The sequence below is a fragment of the Pseudomonas sp. Pf153 genome (genome assembly GCF_001269775.1).
Taxonomy (GTDB): domain Bacteria; phylum Pseudomonadota; class Gammaproteobacteria; order Pseudomonadales; family Pseudomonadaceae; genus Aquipseudomonas; species Aquipseudomonas uvaldensis.
On record NZ_LHVL01000030.1, the window covers coordinates 352,572 to 367,597 of the forward strand.

The 15,026-nt window shown below is 61.3% G+C and carries 14 protein-coding genes; 8 read left to right on the forward strand and 6 right to left on the reverse strand.

Features of this window, described 5'->3' with window-relative positions; genetic code table 11:
• Positions 1-35 precede the first annotated feature (35 nt).
• The 3 genes from AD666_RS22685 to AD666_RS22695 form a co-directional block, all read right to left on the reverse strand.
• The gene (locus AD666_RS22685) at positions 36-674 is read right to left on the reverse strand and encodes a type II toxin-antitoxin system HigA family antitoxin (RefSeq protein ID WP_053157119.1); all 639 of its coding nucleotides are present in this window, start codon (positions 672-674) and stop codon (positions 36-38) included.
• Entirely contained in the window at positions 671-1,003 is a 333-nt protein-coding gene (locus tag AD666_RS22690) for a type II toxin-antitoxin system HigB family toxin (protein WP_053157129.1), read from the reverse strand. Before AD666_RS22690 ends, AD666_RS22685 begins: the two co-directional genes overlap by 4 nt.
• A 77-nt stretch (positions 1,004-1,080) precedes the next feature.
• Positions 1,081-2,280, reverse strand: coding sequence for a XylR family transcriptional regulator (locus AD666_RS22695; protein WP_053157132.1), 1,200 nt, complete (start codon positions 2,278-2,280; stop codon positions 1,081-1,083).
• Positions 2,281-2,426: 146 nt separating this feature from the next.
• On the opposite strand from AD666_RS22695, the gene xylA reads away from it, so the two are divergent.
• The 6 genes from xylA (at position 2,427) to AD666_RS22725 (ending at position 10,450) form a co-directional block, all read left to right on the forward strand.
• Entirely contained in the window at positions 2,427-3,743 is a 1,317-nt protein-coding gene (gene xylA, locus AD666_RS22700) for a xylose isomerase (RefSeq protein WP_053157135.1), read from the forward strand.
• 146 nt (positions 3,744-3,889) lie between these two features.
• Positions 3,890-4,891, forward strand: a complete 1,002-nt coding sequence (xylF, locus tag AD666_RS22705) for a D-xylose ABC transporter substrate-binding protein (RefSeq protein WP_053157138.1) — start codon at positions 3,890-3,892, stop codon at positions 4,889-4,891.
• 141 nt (positions 4,892-5,032) lie between these two features.
• The gene (gene xylG, locus AD666_RS22710) at positions 5,033-6,589 is read left to right on the forward strand and encodes a D-xylose ABC transporter ATP-binding protein (protein ID WP_053157141.1); all 1,557 of its coding nucleotides are present in this window, start codon (positions 5,033-5,035) and stop codon (positions 6,587-6,589) included.
• Positions 6,590-7,726, forward strand: coding sequence for a sugar ABC transporter permease (locus AD666_RS22715; protein ID WP_053157144.1), 1,137 nt, complete (start codon positions 6,590-6,592; stop codon positions 7,724-7,726).
• A 193-nt stretch (positions 7,727-7,919) separates the two neighbouring features.
• Positions 7,920-9,212, forward strand: coding sequence for a beta-ketoacyl-ACP synthase II (gene fabF / locus AD666_RS22720; protein WP_053157147.1), 1,293 nt, complete (start codon positions 7,920-7,922; stop codon positions 9,210-9,212).
• Between the two features lie 23 nt (positions 9,213-9,235).
• Entirely contained in the window at positions 9,236-10,450 is a 1,215-nt protein-coding gene (locus tag AD666_RS22725; RefSeq protein ID WP_053158831.1) for a multidrug effflux MFS transporter, read from the forward strand.
• A 118-nt stretch (positions 10,451-10,568) separates the two neighbouring features.
• Here AD666_RS22725 and AD666_RS22730 read toward each other — a convergent pair whose 3' ends face one another.
• The gene (locus AD666_RS22730; RefSeq protein WP_053157150.1) at positions 10,569-11,531 is read right to left on the reverse strand and encodes a sensor domain-containing diguanylate cyclase; all 963 of its coding nucleotides are present in this window, start codon (positions 11,529-11,531) and stop codon (positions 10,569-10,571) included.
• 152 nt (positions 11,532-11,683) lie between these two features.
• Between AD666_RS22730 and AD666_RS22735 the strand changes: the two genes are divergently transcribed.
• Positions 11,684-12,508 carry an AraC family transcriptional regulator gene (locus AD666_RS22735; RefSeq protein WP_053157153.1) on the forward strand — a complete coding sequence of 275 codons (825 nt, stop codon included), beginning with the start codon at positions 11,684-11,686 and terminating at the stop codon, positions 12,506-12,508.
• A gap of 13 nt (positions 12,509-12,521) precedes the next feature.
• On the opposite strand, the gene AD666_RS22740 is transcribed toward AD666_RS22735, so the two are convergent.
• Both AD666_RS22740 and AD666_RS26685 read right to left on the reverse strand, forming a co-directional pair.
• On the reverse strand, positions 12,522-13,109 hold the full coding sequence (locus tag AD666_RS22740) for a LysE family translocator (protein ID WP_053157156.1): 588 nt from the start codon (positions 13,107-13,109) through the stop codon (positions 12,522-12,524).
• A gap of 190 nt (positions 13,110-13,299) precedes the next feature.
• The gene (locus tag AD666_RS26685) at positions 13,300-13,782 is read right to left on the reverse strand and encodes a hypothetical protein (RefSeq protein ID WP_053157159.1); all 483 of its coding nucleotides are present in this window, start codon (positions 13,780-13,782) and stop codon (positions 13,300-13,302) included.
• A 145-nt stretch (positions 13,783-13,927) separates the two neighbouring features.
• On the opposite strand from AD666_RS26685, the gene AD666_RS26900 reads away from it, so the two are divergent.
• Entirely contained in the window at positions 13,928-15,010 is a 1,083-nt protein-coding gene (locus AD666_RS26900) for a bifunctional transcriptional activator/DNA repair enzyme AdaA (protein ID WP_053157163.1), read from the forward strand.
• The last annotated feature ends 16 nt before the right edge of the window (positions 15,011-15,026 follow it).

Below are 15,026 nucleotides of genomic sequence, written 5' to 3' on the forward strand. Positions count from 1 at the left end.
CCCTTTGGCTGCGATGGCAAGCGCCTGGGGAAACCCTACTCCTTGGCCGCATCCTTAGGAGGTTTCTCGCGCCGACTGGAAGCGCCCACCTTGTACTCTTCGGTAGTAGCCTCCGTCACTGCATGTGCGGCCAGAGGTTCACTGCGGGAATGATAATAAGCGGGGGCTTTCTTCACGGCGGGTCGAACCGTCTCAATGCCAGTCGCCTTGACCGGCGCCGTAGGCACGAAAGCACTTGGGTCCGTCGCGAACCGCTTTGCCAGTGCATAGGCCATCTTGTGACTGATAGGCCTGTCTCCACTGAGTACTTTCGACACCGCCGTCTTGTCACCGATCTCGGGAAGATCCGATCCGGTCAGCCCGAGGGTTTCCATCAGGTCCCTGATCAGTTGCACCGGGGTGCATGTCGCCTCGAAGGCGGCATTGGATTCGCGAAACTGGTCGGACTCGCGTTGGTAAGCGAGGATTTCATCCTCGAGCTCGATGAGAATCTTCTCCTCGACCTTGCTCAGTTCTCGTCCATCGGTGAGTTCATCGAGCAGGTCGGTCGCCCGTTCATAGTCGGCGGGCGTCTTGATTCCGTGCACGAACTCACCGCGCAGGCGCTCCAGTACTGCTTGCAGCTCACCGAGGGTTGCGATCACGGTCTGGAGGTGGTTTGGGGCTGCGCTCATCTCTTTGTCCCTTTGTTTCTTGCATACCAGACGTTCGCGACGTCGTAGTCGGCATGTGTGTAGATGTGTTTGACGTAAAACTTCTGCCGGATGTAGTTGATACCGCCTATCACCCTGAGGTTGTTGCCGCCTACGTCAATCACGACCCAGTTCACTGCGGCTCTCGGCTTGAACAGGTCGATACCGTGCGTACCGAAAAGTCTTTGCAGGTCCGCGAATGCTGTCGGACGGGCCATCTTCAAAAGGCGCAGGCAGCGATCGAGCCCGGCCTTATCGTTCGGGTATAGAACTGCTGCGTCGTCAAAACGTGATGGCTTGAGTATATCCATGGGCTTCCCTGTCCTTGAGCCGGATGCTACTCCAGTTGTGTTTTTTCACAACCTGAATTTATCGGCATCGGTAAAATTCAAAGCGCGCGCATTGGGGAATGGTCGCGCTCCCCTTGCTGATACTGCCTCGGCGTGCACCCAAACTCCCGACGAAATACTGTGTGCAGATATTGCGCCGACTTGAAGCCGCAGTTCCGGGCCACGTCCGCAATCGCCAGATCCGTCTTCTGCAACCCGCTGGCAGCCGCCGCCAATTTGAATCGCAGGATCTCGTCATGCACGCTTCGTCCTCGCTCTCTACGAAAATGCGCCTCCAGCGATGACCGCGAAACCCCGACATATCCCGCCACCTGGGCGGTCTTGATGCCCTGGCAAGCGTACTGGCGGATAAAGAGCAATGCTTGCATGACGTAAGGGTTACCCAGCGGCTGATGCAGGCTCGACGCCTGGACGTTGATTGCGTCCGGAGGGATCAGCACCTGAGTGCCCGAAGACGGCATGCCATGCAACATCTGGTGGAGCAGGCGCGCGGCGGTCCGCCCCATGGTTTCGGTGCCCTGGATGACTGAGCTCAGCGGCACCCGGGTCAAGCTTCGGGTCAGAGGGTCGTTGTCGATACCGATCAGCGCCACTTGCTCCGGTACGGCGATACCAGCCGTCAGGCAGGCTTGCAGCAATTGCCGGGCTCGCGCATCGCTGACGGCGATGATACCGATGGGTTTGGGCAAGCTCTGCAGCCAGGCGATCTGCTGTTCGACGGCGCTGTCCCAGAGCGGTGCGCTGGTACCCATGCCGCGATAGATCTCGGCCGGCAGGCCATCGCGTTGCACCAGCGAGCGAAAGGCCTTTTCCCGCTCCTGGGCCCAGCGATTGGCTTGCGATTCAGGCAGGCTGAAGCAAGCGAAGCGCGTCAACCCGGCTTCGATCAAGTGCTCGTACGCCAGCTTGATCAAGGCGAAGTTGTCGGTGGCGACATAGGGAATGCCCTTGGGATAAGCGCCCTCCTCCTGGTAGGACCCACCCACGGCCACCACGGGCATGCGGATCCCGGCCAGCGCCTCGCCGATCTGCGGATCATCGAAGTCGGCGATGATCCCGTCGCCCTGCCAGCGCTCGATGCCTCTCAATCGGCAGAGGAAATCCTCTTCCAGGAACAGGTCCCAGGAGGCGCGAGTACTGCTCAGGTAATTGCCGATACCGCTGATGATGCCGCGGTCATAGATCTTGCTGCCATTGAACAACAGCGCAATGCGGTGGACGGGAGGCACGTTTTTCATTGTCTGGACCCTGGGCCGGTAAACACCGAGACGTTCAGCGCAGATTACTACTCAAAATCGCACCACGCTTTGGTGATTTTCATAATCGGCAACCTCGGGGCCGTTGCTAGTATCGAGACACCGCCAAGAACAACAAGGAAATTGCAATGTCCTACTTTCCCGTTGTCGACAAGATTCGCTACGAGGGGCCTGCCAGCGACTCGCCCCTTGCCTTTCGCCACTACGACGCCAACAAACTCATCCTTGGCAAACCCATGCGCGAGCACCTGCGCATGGCGGTCTGCTACTGGCACTCGTTCGTCTGGCCGGGGTCGGACGTGTTCGGCGCCGGCACCTTCAAGCGCCCCTGGCACCAGGCCGGGGATCCGATGGCCGTGGCCATCGGGAAGGCCGAGGCAGCCTTCGAGTTTTTCTCCAAGCTGGGCATCGACTACTACTGCTTCCATGACACCGATGTCGCTCCGGAAGGCCATTCGTTGAAGGACTACCGCAACCACTTTGCCCAGATGATCGACCATCTGGAGCGCCATCAAGAGCAGACCGGGATCAAGTTGCTGTGGGGCACCGCCAACTGCTTCAGCCATCCGCGCTTTGCCGCTGGCGCCGCCACCAACCCGGACCCGGAAGTGTTCGCCTGCGCTGCCGCCCAGGTGTCCAGCGCCCTGAACGCCACCCAACGCCTCAAGGGCGCCAACTACGTGCTGTGGGGCGGGCGCGAAGGCTACGAGACCCTGCTCAACACCGACCTGAAACGCGAGCGCGAGCAGTTGGGTCGCTTCATGGGCATGGTGGTCGAGCACAAGCACAAGATCGGCTTCAAGGGCGACCTGCTGATCGAACCCAAGCCCCAGGAACCGACCAAGCACCAATACGACTATGACAGCGCCACGGTCTTCGGCTTCCTGCAACAGTTCGGCCTGGAGAAAGAAATCAAGGTCAACATCGAGGCCAACCACGCGACCCTGGCCGGTCACAGTTTCCATCACGAGATCGCCACGGCCGTTTCGCTGGGGATCTTCGGCAGCATCGACGCCAACCGCGGCGATCCGCAGAACGGATGGGACACCGACCAGTTTCCCAACAGCGTCGAGGAAATGACCCTGGCCGTTTATGAAATCCTCAAGGCCGGCGGCTTCAGCAATGGCGGCTTTAACTTCGACGCTAAGGTCCGGCGCCAGAGCGTGGACGAGATCGATCTGTTCTACGGCCACATCGCTGCCATGGACGTGCTTGCCCTATCCCTGGAACGCGCCGCCGCCATGGTGCGCAATGACCGGCTCCAGCAACTCAAGGATCAACGCTACGCCGGCTGGCAGCAGCCTTTCGGTCAGGCGGTACTGGCGGGCGAGTTCAGCCTTGCCTCGCTGGCCGAGCACGCCTTCGCCAACGAACTGAATCCCCAGGCCGTCAGCGGCCGGCAGGAGATGCTCGAAAACGTGGTCAACCGGTTCATCTACCCCTGACGACGAGAGGACCGGGGGCGCCGCGAGGCTGTTACATTCTCGCGACAATTCTCTGCTCGCGTCGCCCCGCGACTCTCTACAGTTCTACCGGCATCACGTTCATCGTCAGGCAGTGTCTTTCAAACAACAATAAAAGGACGCAACCCATGAAAACTTTCAAACGCACGTTGCTCGCCGGCGCCCTGGCCCTGCTGTCGCTTCCGGTCATGGCCGACGCCGCGCACCCGAAAATCGGCTTCTCCATCGATGACCTGCGACTGGAACGCTGGTCGCGAGACCGCGACTACTTCGTCGCGGCGGCGGAAAAACTCGACGCCAAGGTTTATGTGCAATCGGCCGATGCCAACGAGCAGAAGCAGATTTCGCAGATCGAAAACCTCATCTCCCGTGGCGTCGATGTGATCGTCATCGTGCCGTTCAACGCCACCGTACTGACCAACGCCGTCGCCGAAGCCAAGAAGGCCGGTATCAAGGTTGTGTCCTATGACCGATTGATCCTGAACGCCGATATCGACGCCTACATTTCCTTCGATAACGAAAAGGTCGGTGAAATGCAGGCCAGCGGCGTGTTGAAGGCGGCGCCCAAGGGCAACTATTTCCTGCTGGGTGGCGCGCCAACGGACAACAACGCCAAGGTCCTGCGCGAAGGCCAGATGAAGGTGCTGCAACCGGCCATCGACAAAGGCGACATCAAGATTGTCGGCCAGCAATGGGTAAAGGAATGGAACCCCACCGAGGCCTTGAGCATCGTTGAAAACGCCCTGACCCGGAACAACAATAAGATCGATGGCATCGTCGCCTCCAACGACGCCACCGCCGGCGGCGCCATCCAGGCCCTGGCCGCGCAGAAACTGGCCGGCAAGGTGCCGATCTCGGGCCAGGACGCCGACCTGGCGGCGGTCAAGCGGGTGATCGATGGCACCCAGACGATGACCGTCTACAAGCCACTGAAGCTGATCGCCTCGGAGGCCGCCAAACTCTCGGTGCAACTGGCGCGCAATGAGAAACCGGCCTTCAGCTCGCAGTACGACAATGGCAGCAAGAAAGTCGACACCATCCTGCTGACGCCTACACCGCTGACCAAGGACAACATCGACCTGCTGGAAAAGGATGGGTTCTATACCAAGGCGCAGCTCGCCGGGCAGTGACCGGGGCGCAATGCTATTGGACCTGTGGGAGCGGGCTTGCTCGCGAAGGCGGCGCAACATTCAGCCTTGATGTGCATGACACACCACTTTCGCGAGCAAGCCCGCTCCCACAGGACTGTCATACTCCTTCGAGTTCTCCCCATGTCCGACTACCTTCTGCAAATGAACGGCATCGTCAAGACTTTCGACGGCGTCAAGGCCCTCAACGGCATCGAGATCAAGGTCAGACCCGGTGAATGCGTTGGCCTGTGCGGCGAGAACGGTGCCGGCAAATCCACGCTGATGAAAGTGCTGTCGGCGGTCTACCCCTACGGCACCTGGGACGGTGAGATCCTCTGGGACGGCCAGCCGCTCCGGGCACAATCGATCAGCGAAACCGAAGCCGCCGGGATCGTCATCATTCACCAGGAACTGACGCTGGTGCCCGACCTGTCGGTGGCCGAGAACATCTTCATGGGCCACGAGCTGACGCTGCCCGGCGGACGCATGAACTACCCGGCGATGATCCATCGCGCCGAAGCCCTGATGCGCGAACTCAAGGTACCGGACATGAACGTCTCGCTGCCGGTGTCCCAGTACGGCGGTGGCTACCAGCAACTGGTGGAGATCGCCAAGGCGTTGAACAAACAGGCGCGTCTGCTGATTCTCGATGAGCCGTCATCGGCCCTGACCCGCTCGGAAATCGAAGTGCTGCTGGACATCATCCGCGACCTCAAGGCCAAGGGCGTGGCGTGTGTGTACATCTCTCACAAGCTCGATGAAGTCGCTGCCGTATGCGACACCATTTCAGTGATCCGCGATGGCAAACACATAGCCACCACCGCCATGGCCGAAATGGACATTCAGAAGATCATCACCCAGATGGTCGGGCGGGAAATGAGTAACCTCTACCCCACCGAACCCCATGACATCGGCGAGGTGATCTTCGAAGCGCGCCACATCACCTGTTACGACGTCGACAACCCCAGGCGAAAACGGGTTGACGACATTTCGTTCGTTCTCAAGCGCGGGGAAATCCTCGGTATCGCCGGGCTGGTGGGCGCTGGCCGCACCGAACTGGTGTCGGCACTGTTCGGCGCCTATCCCGGTCGCTACGAAGGCGAGGTCTGGCTCGACGGCCAACCGGTCGACACGGGCACGCCGCTCAAATCGATCCGCGCAGGCTTGTGCATGGTCCCCGAAGATCGCAAGCGCCAGGGCATCATTCCGGACCTGGGGGTGGGCCAGAACATCACTCTGGCCGTGCTGGAAAACTATTCGAAAATGACCCGCATCGACGCCGAAGCGGAGTTGGGCTGCGTCCACAGGGAAATCTCGCGCATGCACCTCAAGACGGCCAGTGCGTTCCTGCCGATCACCGGCCTTTCCGGCGGCAATCAACAGAAGGCCGTGCTGGCGAAGATGCTCCTGACCAAACCTCGCGTGCTGATTCTCGACGAGCCTACGCGAGGCGTCGACGTCGGGGCCAAGTACGAGATCTACAAACTGATGGGCGCGCTGGCGGCCGAAGGCGTGTCGATCATCATGGTGTCTTCGGAACTGGCCGAAGTGCTGGGCGTTTCCGATCGCGTGCTGGTGATTGGCGAAGGCCGGTTGCGTGGCGACTTCGTCAATCAGGGACTCACCCAGGAACAAGTGCTCGCCGCCGCGCTCAGCCATCCAGACAGTCATGACAACAAAGATCGGAAGTCCGCGTAGATGAATCAGGTCAAACAACTTTTCAGCCGCTACAAAATGCTCGCGCTGGTGATTGCCGTGGCTGTCATCTGGTTGTTCTTCAGTTGGCAGACCGACGGCGGGTTCCTGACGCCCCGCAACCTGTCCAACCTGCTGCGGCAAATGTCCATCACCGGCATCCTCGCCTGCGGCATGGTGCTGGTGATCATCAGCGGTGAGATTGACCTGTCGGTGGGCTCGTTGCTCGGGCTGCTGGGAGGCCTGGCGGCAATCCTCGATGTGGTCTATCACATCCCACTGCTGGCGAACCTGAGCCTGGTAGCTTTGTGCGGACTGATGATCGGCCTGGGCAACGGCTACATGACCGCCTACCTGCGAATTCCGTCGTTCATTGTCGGTCTGGGCGGCATGCTGGCCTTTCGCGGAATCCTGTTGGGCGTGACCGGCGGGACCACCATCGCCCCGGTATCACCGGAGCTGGTCTATGTCGGCCAGGGTTATTTACCCCACACCGTGGGGACCGGGCTGGGCGTGCTGTTGTTCGCCCTGACCCTGTTCCTGACCTGGAAACAGCGCCGCAACCGCGCCCTCCATGGCCTGGCTGCCCATTCATGGGTGCGTGACGTGTTGCGCGTGGTGCTGATCGGCGTGGTACTGGCCGGGTTCGTCTATACCCTGAACAGCTACGATGGTATCCCGGTGCCGGTGCTGCTCCTGCTGATCCTGCTAGGGCTATTCAGTTATGTCACCAGCCAGACCGTGTTCGGCCGACGGGTCTATTCAGTGGGCAGCAATATGGAAGCCACGCGGCTGTCCGGCATTAACGTGCAGGCGGTAAAACTGTGGATCTTCGGCATCATGGGCGTGATGTGCGCCCTCGCCGGCATGGTCAACACCGCCCGCCTCGCCGCGGGCTCGCCTTCGGCAGGCAACATGGGTGAACTCGACGCCATCGCTGCCTGCTTCATCGGCGGCACCTCCATGCGCGGCGGTTCCGGCACCGTCTACGGCGCCCTCCTCGGTGCGCTGGTGATCACCAGCCTGGACAATGGCATGTCCATGCTCGATGTCGACAGTTACTGGCAGATGATCGTCAAGGGCAGCATTCTGGTGTTGGCGGTGTGGGTGGATGTGAGTACGCGCACTGGACGGCGGTGATATCGCGGGCAGGCTGTGGGAGCTGAGCTTGCTCTCGATGACGGATGCTCAGCCATCTTCGCCTCAACTGCTCTGGCGAATTGTGACCATTGACTTTATTAGTCACCTGACTAAAACTGATTCTCCGTCGAATTGACTGGCGTATGAGCCGGGGCGATCCGACGGGCGCCGAATCAGTAGTGACGAGGGTCAAATGATTAATTCCAAAGGTCGCAAGCGAATTGTAGTCACGGGGGCCGGCATCGTCGGTCCCCTGGGGTGTGGCGTCGAAGAAGTATGGCGTCGTTTGCTTGACGGACGCTCGGGCATCCGTCGGCTTCCCGAGGAAATGGTCGAGGGTACGGGGATCGCGGTAGGCGGCCAGGTGCCGACGTTGGAGGAGGACGCCGTGGCCGGTTACACACCGGACCGGTTCATCCCGGCGAAAGAACGCAAGAAGATGGATCGCTTCATTGAATTCGCACTGGTCGCCGCCCACGAAGCGCTGGAGCAGGCAGGCTGGCATCCGACACAAGCGTCCCGGCAAGAGCGGACGGCTACGATCATCGCGTCGGGTGTCGGAGGTTTTGCAGCGATTGCCGAGGCCATTCGTATCACCGATACCCGCGGCCCTCGCCGGTTATCGCCGTTCACAGCCCCTTCCTTCCTGGCGAACATGGCGGCAGGACACGTCTCTATCCAGAACGGTTTCAAAGGCCCCCTCGGTGCGCCGGTGACGGCTTGCGCCGCCGGTGTCCAGGCCATTGGCGATGCGGCCCGTCTCATCGCCAACGATGAAGCAGACATCGCCATCTGCGGTGGCACGGAAGCGGCAATGGATCGTGTGACCTTGGGTTGCTTCGCCGCCGCCCGGGCGCTGTCCACGCATTCGGCCGAGCAACCTGAAACCGCCTCACGCCCGTTCGATCGCGACCGCGATGGTTTCGTCATGGCTGAAGGCGCCGGGCTGCTGGTCATCGAGTCACTGGAACATGCTCTTGCCCGAGGCGCCACGCCCCTGGCGGAACTGGTGGGTTATGGCACCAGCGCCGATGCCTACCACCTGACCGCCGGCCCCGAAGACGGCAACGGAGCACGACGCGCCATGGAACAGGCCCTGCGCCAGGCAGGCGTGGACGCCAGCGAGGTCCAGCACATCAATGCCCATGCCACGTCGACCCAGGTCGGCGACAAGGGCGAGCTGGCCGCGATCAAGTCGGTGTTCGGGCCCGGTTCAAACGTGGCGATCACCTCCACCAAGTCCGCCACTGGCCATTTACTCGGCGCCGCGGGAGGCATCGAGGCGATCTTTACGGTATTGGCGCTACGCGACCAGATCGTGCCTCCAACCCTGAACCTGTCCAGCCCCGATGAGGCTGCCGATGGATTGGACCTGGTTGGCCTCAGCGCCCGGAAAATGCCCATCACCTACGCCCTGTCCAATGGCTTTGGGTTTGGCGGGGTGAATGCCAGCGTATTGTTCCGTCGCTGGGAAGCTGCGTCGTGACGGCCGGACCGCAGGCACCTTCGCTGCAGCGAACCGAGGGCTTGAGCGCCGCTGCCCCCACTTCAGGGCAGTCGGCGCTGACCGGCAGGATCGTGGTGCTGTTGGCCGGCCTTGCCGCGATCAGCATTCTGTCCACCAACATCATCCTTCCGGCCTTTGCCGACATCGGGCGAGAGCTTGGCGTGCCGACGCGTGCGCTGGGCCTGACCCTTTCCAGTTTCTTTATCACGTTCGCCCTGGCCCAGCTTATCGTCGGCCCGCTGGCGGATCGGTATGGTCGCAAGAAACCGGTTCTCGGCGGCTTATCCATATTCGTGGTGGGCACGGCCGTCGCAGGCTTCGCCACCACCCTGGAAATGCTCCTGCTCGGACGGATTATCCAGGCATTGGGGGTCTGCGCGGCGGCGGTGCTTTCCCGCGCTATCGCTCGCGATCTATTCGAAGGCGAGAGTCTGGCCCGGGCCTTGTCGCTGACGATGATCGCCACGGCTGCCGCGCCGGGTTTTTCCCCGCTGATCGGTAGCCTGTTGACCTCGACGCTGGGTTGGCGGGCGATCTTCGGGCTGGTCGCCCTGGCGGCCTTCGCCATCGCGATCTTCTATGCCCGTGGGTTGGGGGAAACGCACCCGACCGAGCGCCGTGCCCCGCTTTCGCCACTGAGCGTTCTTTGGGCGTATGGCGGTTTGCTGCGCGACCGCCGCTTCGTGCTTCCAGCCGTGTCGGTGAGCCTGTTGATGAGCGGACTGTTCGCTTCTTTTGGCGCGGCTCCGGCCATCCTGATGAGCGGGATAGGCCTGACATCTCTGGAGGCCGGGTTGTATTTCGCCGCCACTGTCTTCGTCGTGTTCGCGGCGGGCATGGCGGCTCCACACCTGGCTCGACGCTATGGCAGTCGGCGGGTCGCCGCCTTGGGCTTCGCCACCGCACTGGCGGGCGGACTCGTGCTGATCGTCGGTCCCGCCGATCCGGGGCTGGCCTGGTATTCCCTGTCGATGGTCATTTTCCTGTGGGGCATGGGGCTTGCGAATCCGTTGGGAACGGCCATTACCCTGGGCCCCTTCGGTAAAGAAGCCGGTCTGGCGTCTGCGCTGCTTGGCTTTCTCACCATGGGTGCGGCAGCGATAACGACCTGGTTGGGCTCGGCATCGGACCTCGCACCGGCGACCACCCTGGGCGCCACACAGGCCAGCGTCTGCCTGGTGGCGATCATCCTGTTTCTGTTTACACGTCGTGCCTGAGCCACGGGAGGGCAATGTGGCGGCTCATTTATTCCAGTAGAGTCGAGCGCGACCCCGGCCTTTCCTCCCCCGGTTTTCGCCTTGCCTGACCTTCGTCTCAAGGCTTTTCAAACAGAGCCTAACGGCGCAGAGCCTGCTTGTGCGCATACATGGCCGCATCCGCGTCGGCCAACAGACTGTCGATCGACGCGTGGCGCTGCGGTTCATATTCGATCTGGCCCACGCTGAAGCGGATGTCATAGCCGCGCTGCAACGTTGCATTTCGTTCATCCAGGATTTCCTGGAGCCGTGCCATCACCGACGCTATCTCGACATGGGAAGCCCCCGTGAGCAACGCCACGAATTCATCCCCGCCCAAACGGCCAATCACGTCACTTTCGCGAAAGGCGATGCGCAGCACGTCGGCAAAGATTTTCAGCGCCTGGTCCCCCTCGGCGTGGCCAAAACGGTCGTTGACCGCCTTGAAACCGTTGAGGTCGAAGAACAGTAATGTCGCCGGGCGTCCCAAGCGATCACAGACGCCCAGCGCATGCTGAGCCAGGATCTTGAACCCACGCCGGTTGGACAGCAGTGTCAGTTCGTCCATGCTCGCCATCTGCACGGCAATCAGTTCCTGCTCGGCCATGCGCGCCAGATCGCGCAACAACTCGCGCTCCTCGCTGTCCAGTGTGCGGGGACGGGTGTCGATCAGGCACAGCGTGCCCAATTTGGTGCCGTCGTCCAGCCCGAGCGGCTGCCCGGCATAGAAGCGAATGCCCGGCTCGCTCACCACCAACGGATTGTCGCAGAACCGCTCGTCTTGCTCCGCATCGCAGATTTCCAGGATGTGATCCTGCAGAATCGCGTGCCCACAGAAAGAGGTATCGCGTGAAGATTCACTGGCGTCCAGGCCGGCATTGGATTTGAACCACTGTCGATCGGCGTCCACCAGGGACACCAACGCAATGGGCACGTCAAACAGGCGTCGGGCCAGCCGGGTCAGCCGATCAAAACGTTCCTCCGGCGCGGTGTCGAGCAGCTTGAGCGCTTGCAGATTCTTGAGGCGGGCCGCTTCATTGTCAGGTTTACCTGGCGCGAGCATCGTGAACTCCATTGACGGGACTTCTTGCAATCGGATCAGCTGGAGTCTAGCCCAGTGCTGCGCGCCTTCAACGCAGCATGATCGTCGCGCAGATACTTTTCGTACAAAGCCTAATACACTGCGACACAGGTTCAACATGAGGAAGCCACCCGATGAAGCCCGTCCACCAAGACGACGCGCCGCGCTTCTGGCGTGACGCCGCCCTGCCCTTCATCGAAGCCCGGGCCATCGCCGACGGGCGCAAGGTCTGTTATTCGCGTCACGCCCACGACCACTTCTCTATCGGAGCGATCACCGCCGGGTGCAGCACTTACCTTCACGAACAATCGACGTTCAAGGTTGAAAGCGGCACGGTCGTGTTGATGAACCCCGGCGACGTTCATGCCTGCAACCCCATCGACAATCAAGCCTGGTCCTATGTGATGTTGTATGTCGACACCCCGTGGCTAACGGACTTGCAACAGCGGATCGGCTTTGACGAAACCCCGGATTTCCAGGGCTTTGCCACCACCCATAGCCGCGACATCGAACTCTTCCGCGCCTTGCTGGAGCTGTATCGGCTCCTGGTGGATGAGCGGATCGACACCAGACGTAAACAGTCCGCCGCCGAGGCTTTCTTTACCGACCTGCAACAACGTCTCAACCCAGCGGGTCGTCCGGACCGAGGCAGCCATCCGGGCCTGATGCGAGCCGCGCAATTCATTCACGACCACTGCACCGAAGCCCTGAAGCTCGAAGACATCTGCGCCGCCGCGCAGCTCTCGCCGTCCTACCTGAGCCGGGCCTTCAAGCGCCATTACGGGATGACGCCGCATGCTTTTCTGGTCAATCGGCGGATCCAGTTCGCCCGCCGTCAACTGCGTGAAGGCAGGCTGATCGCCGATGTCGCGCTGAACAGTGGCTTTGCCGACCAGGCACATTTTCAACGAGCCTTCAAGCAGCACCTGGCGGCGACGCCTGGCCAGTATCGTGGTTGACGGCCTGGCAATCTCAAGGCAGTAGCAGATACACCGCGCTGGCAACCAGTAGTGCCGCCATGGTCCGATTGAACAGGCGCATGGTCGCCGGGTTGCCCAGCCAGGCCCGCAGAAAACTGCCGGCATAGGCCCAGCAACCCACCGAAACGTAGCAGATCACCAGGTAAATGGCCGCGAATTGCCAGACCAGCCGCGCTTCACCATCCGCCACGAATGCCCCCATCCCCGCCACGCAGGCCAACCAGGCCTTGGGGTTGAGCCATTGCATCAGTGCGCCATGGAACATCGAAGGCGCCCTTCCCGCCTCTGCGGCGCCGAGGTCTCCATCATCCAGCGCCAGTTTCCAGGCCATGAACAATAGAAACCCCACGCCCCCCAGCTGCACCACCCGCGTGAGGCCTGGCCAGTGCTGCAAGACTTCATGCAACCCCAGTCCCATCAGCACCAGTAACAATACAAATCCCAGGGTTGCACCGGCCACATGGCCCAGTGTGGCGCGAAAGCCGTAACGGGCTCCGGAACTGAGCGCCACGATATTGACCGGCCCCGGTGTAATGGAAGCGACCAGCGCAAAAGCCGCCATGGAAAATATCAGACTCATCGCCATTCCTTCTTCTTGTCTGTGAGGTGGCGATCAGGGTAAATGGCGTGCTACTTGAGGTATTGAACAAAACTGCCCAGCGAACGCCCGTGTTTCGGAAATACTGAGCGCTTCGTTCGCGAACGAATTCCCGGCCAAATAAAAAGCCGCGACACCTTGGCAAGAGGCATCACGGCTTTCTTATGGGCAATCAGCGGTCGTTCTTGGTCGACGAACTGGTCGCGTTGGTCAGGCCTTTGGTGTTGTGAGTACCGGGCGTTGTGGCGGAAATGGCCGACGCCTTGGTCAACCCGCGGGTATCACGATCCTTGGCGATGCTCGATGTCACGGAAGCATGGGCCTCGCGGGCGCGGTCGGTGCGCGTGGTGCCGGTGTGCTTGCCGCTCAAGCCGTGGTCGCGGGTACGGGTGCCGGAATGATCGCTGCTCAAGCCCAGACCATGACCGCTGGAATCGCCGGACTTGCCACTGCCATGGCCATTGCCGCCACCATGACCGCCGCCATTGCCGCCTCCGTTGCCACCTCCATTACCACCACCGCCGCCACCACCGTTACCGCCACCTGCGGCGTAACTTGCGCCAATGGGCGACAGGTCGGCCGGCAGCAAGGCAGAAGCACCGAGCATCAGGGCACAGACCGCAACGGCGATCATGGATTTCTTATGTTTGGACATGATGTCTCCGAAAGACAAAAACAACGGTTGAACCTCTAAGACTCGAAGGTTCAATTTTTGTTCGCGGCAATCCGATGGACGACTTACAAAATTCACTGTCGATTTTTCGGTGGAGCCCTTCCGAACTCGTCTTTATGCTCGACCCATGAACAGACAAGACTCGCTACTTCCGCCCCATGCCGAGATGGTCCGCGCCATGCTCGAACGAGACACCGCCTACGAAGGCGTGTTCTTCACTGCGGTCAAGACCACCGGCATTTTCTGTCGCCCCGCTTGCACGGCGCGCAAGCCGAAGCCAGAGAACGTGGAGTTCTTCGCCCATGCCGACGAAGCCATGTCGGCCGGCTACCGCGCCTGTCTGCGCTGCAAGCCCTTGGACGCCGCCGCTATCGCGCCGGATTGGATCCAGGCGCTGCTCAAGGCCGTGGACGCCGAACCCGACCTGCGTTGGACCGACGCCTTGTTGCTGGAGCAAGGCATCGAGCCGCTGAAACTGCGGCGCTGGTTCAAGCAGCATTTCGGCATGACCTTTCACGCGTATCTGCGTACCCGACGCCTGGGCATCGCCCTGGGAGGGATCAAGGAAGGTTCATCCATCGACAGCGCGGCATTCGATTCAGGTTATGAATCCCTGAGCGGGTTTCGCGATGCCTTCGTGAAGTCCTTCCACATCACCCCGGGCCGGGCCGCCCTCAGCGAGCCCTTGCTCTTTACCCGCCTGACCACGCCGCTGGGCCCCATGTTGGCGATGGCCGAGCGGCGCGGCCTGGTGCTGCTGGAGTTCCTGGATCGTCCGGCCCTGACCCGAGAAATCGAAGAGTTGCAACAATGCTATGGCTACACCGTTGCACCGGGGCATAACGCTCATCTGCAGCAAATCGAAGCCGAGCTGGCGGACTATTTCGCGGGTAATCTCACGGCATTCAAGGTCCCGCTGCATATGCCTGGCAGTGCATTCGCCATCCGTGTCTGGGCCGAACTGCAAAAGATCCCCTACGGTGAAACCCGTAGCTACGGCGCCATCGCGGCGATGCTCGGCAGCCCCGGCGCCAGCCGCGCCGTCGGCCTGGCCAATGGACAGAATCGGCTGGCAATCGTTATACCCTGCCATCGTGTGATCGGTGCGGACGGTTCGTTGACCGGCTATGGTGGCGGACAGCCGCGCAAAGCCTTTCTGCTGCGGCTGGAAAAAGCCGCGGTGCAGGTTTCGCTGCCCCTGGCGTTTTGACGGATCTGGAGAGACG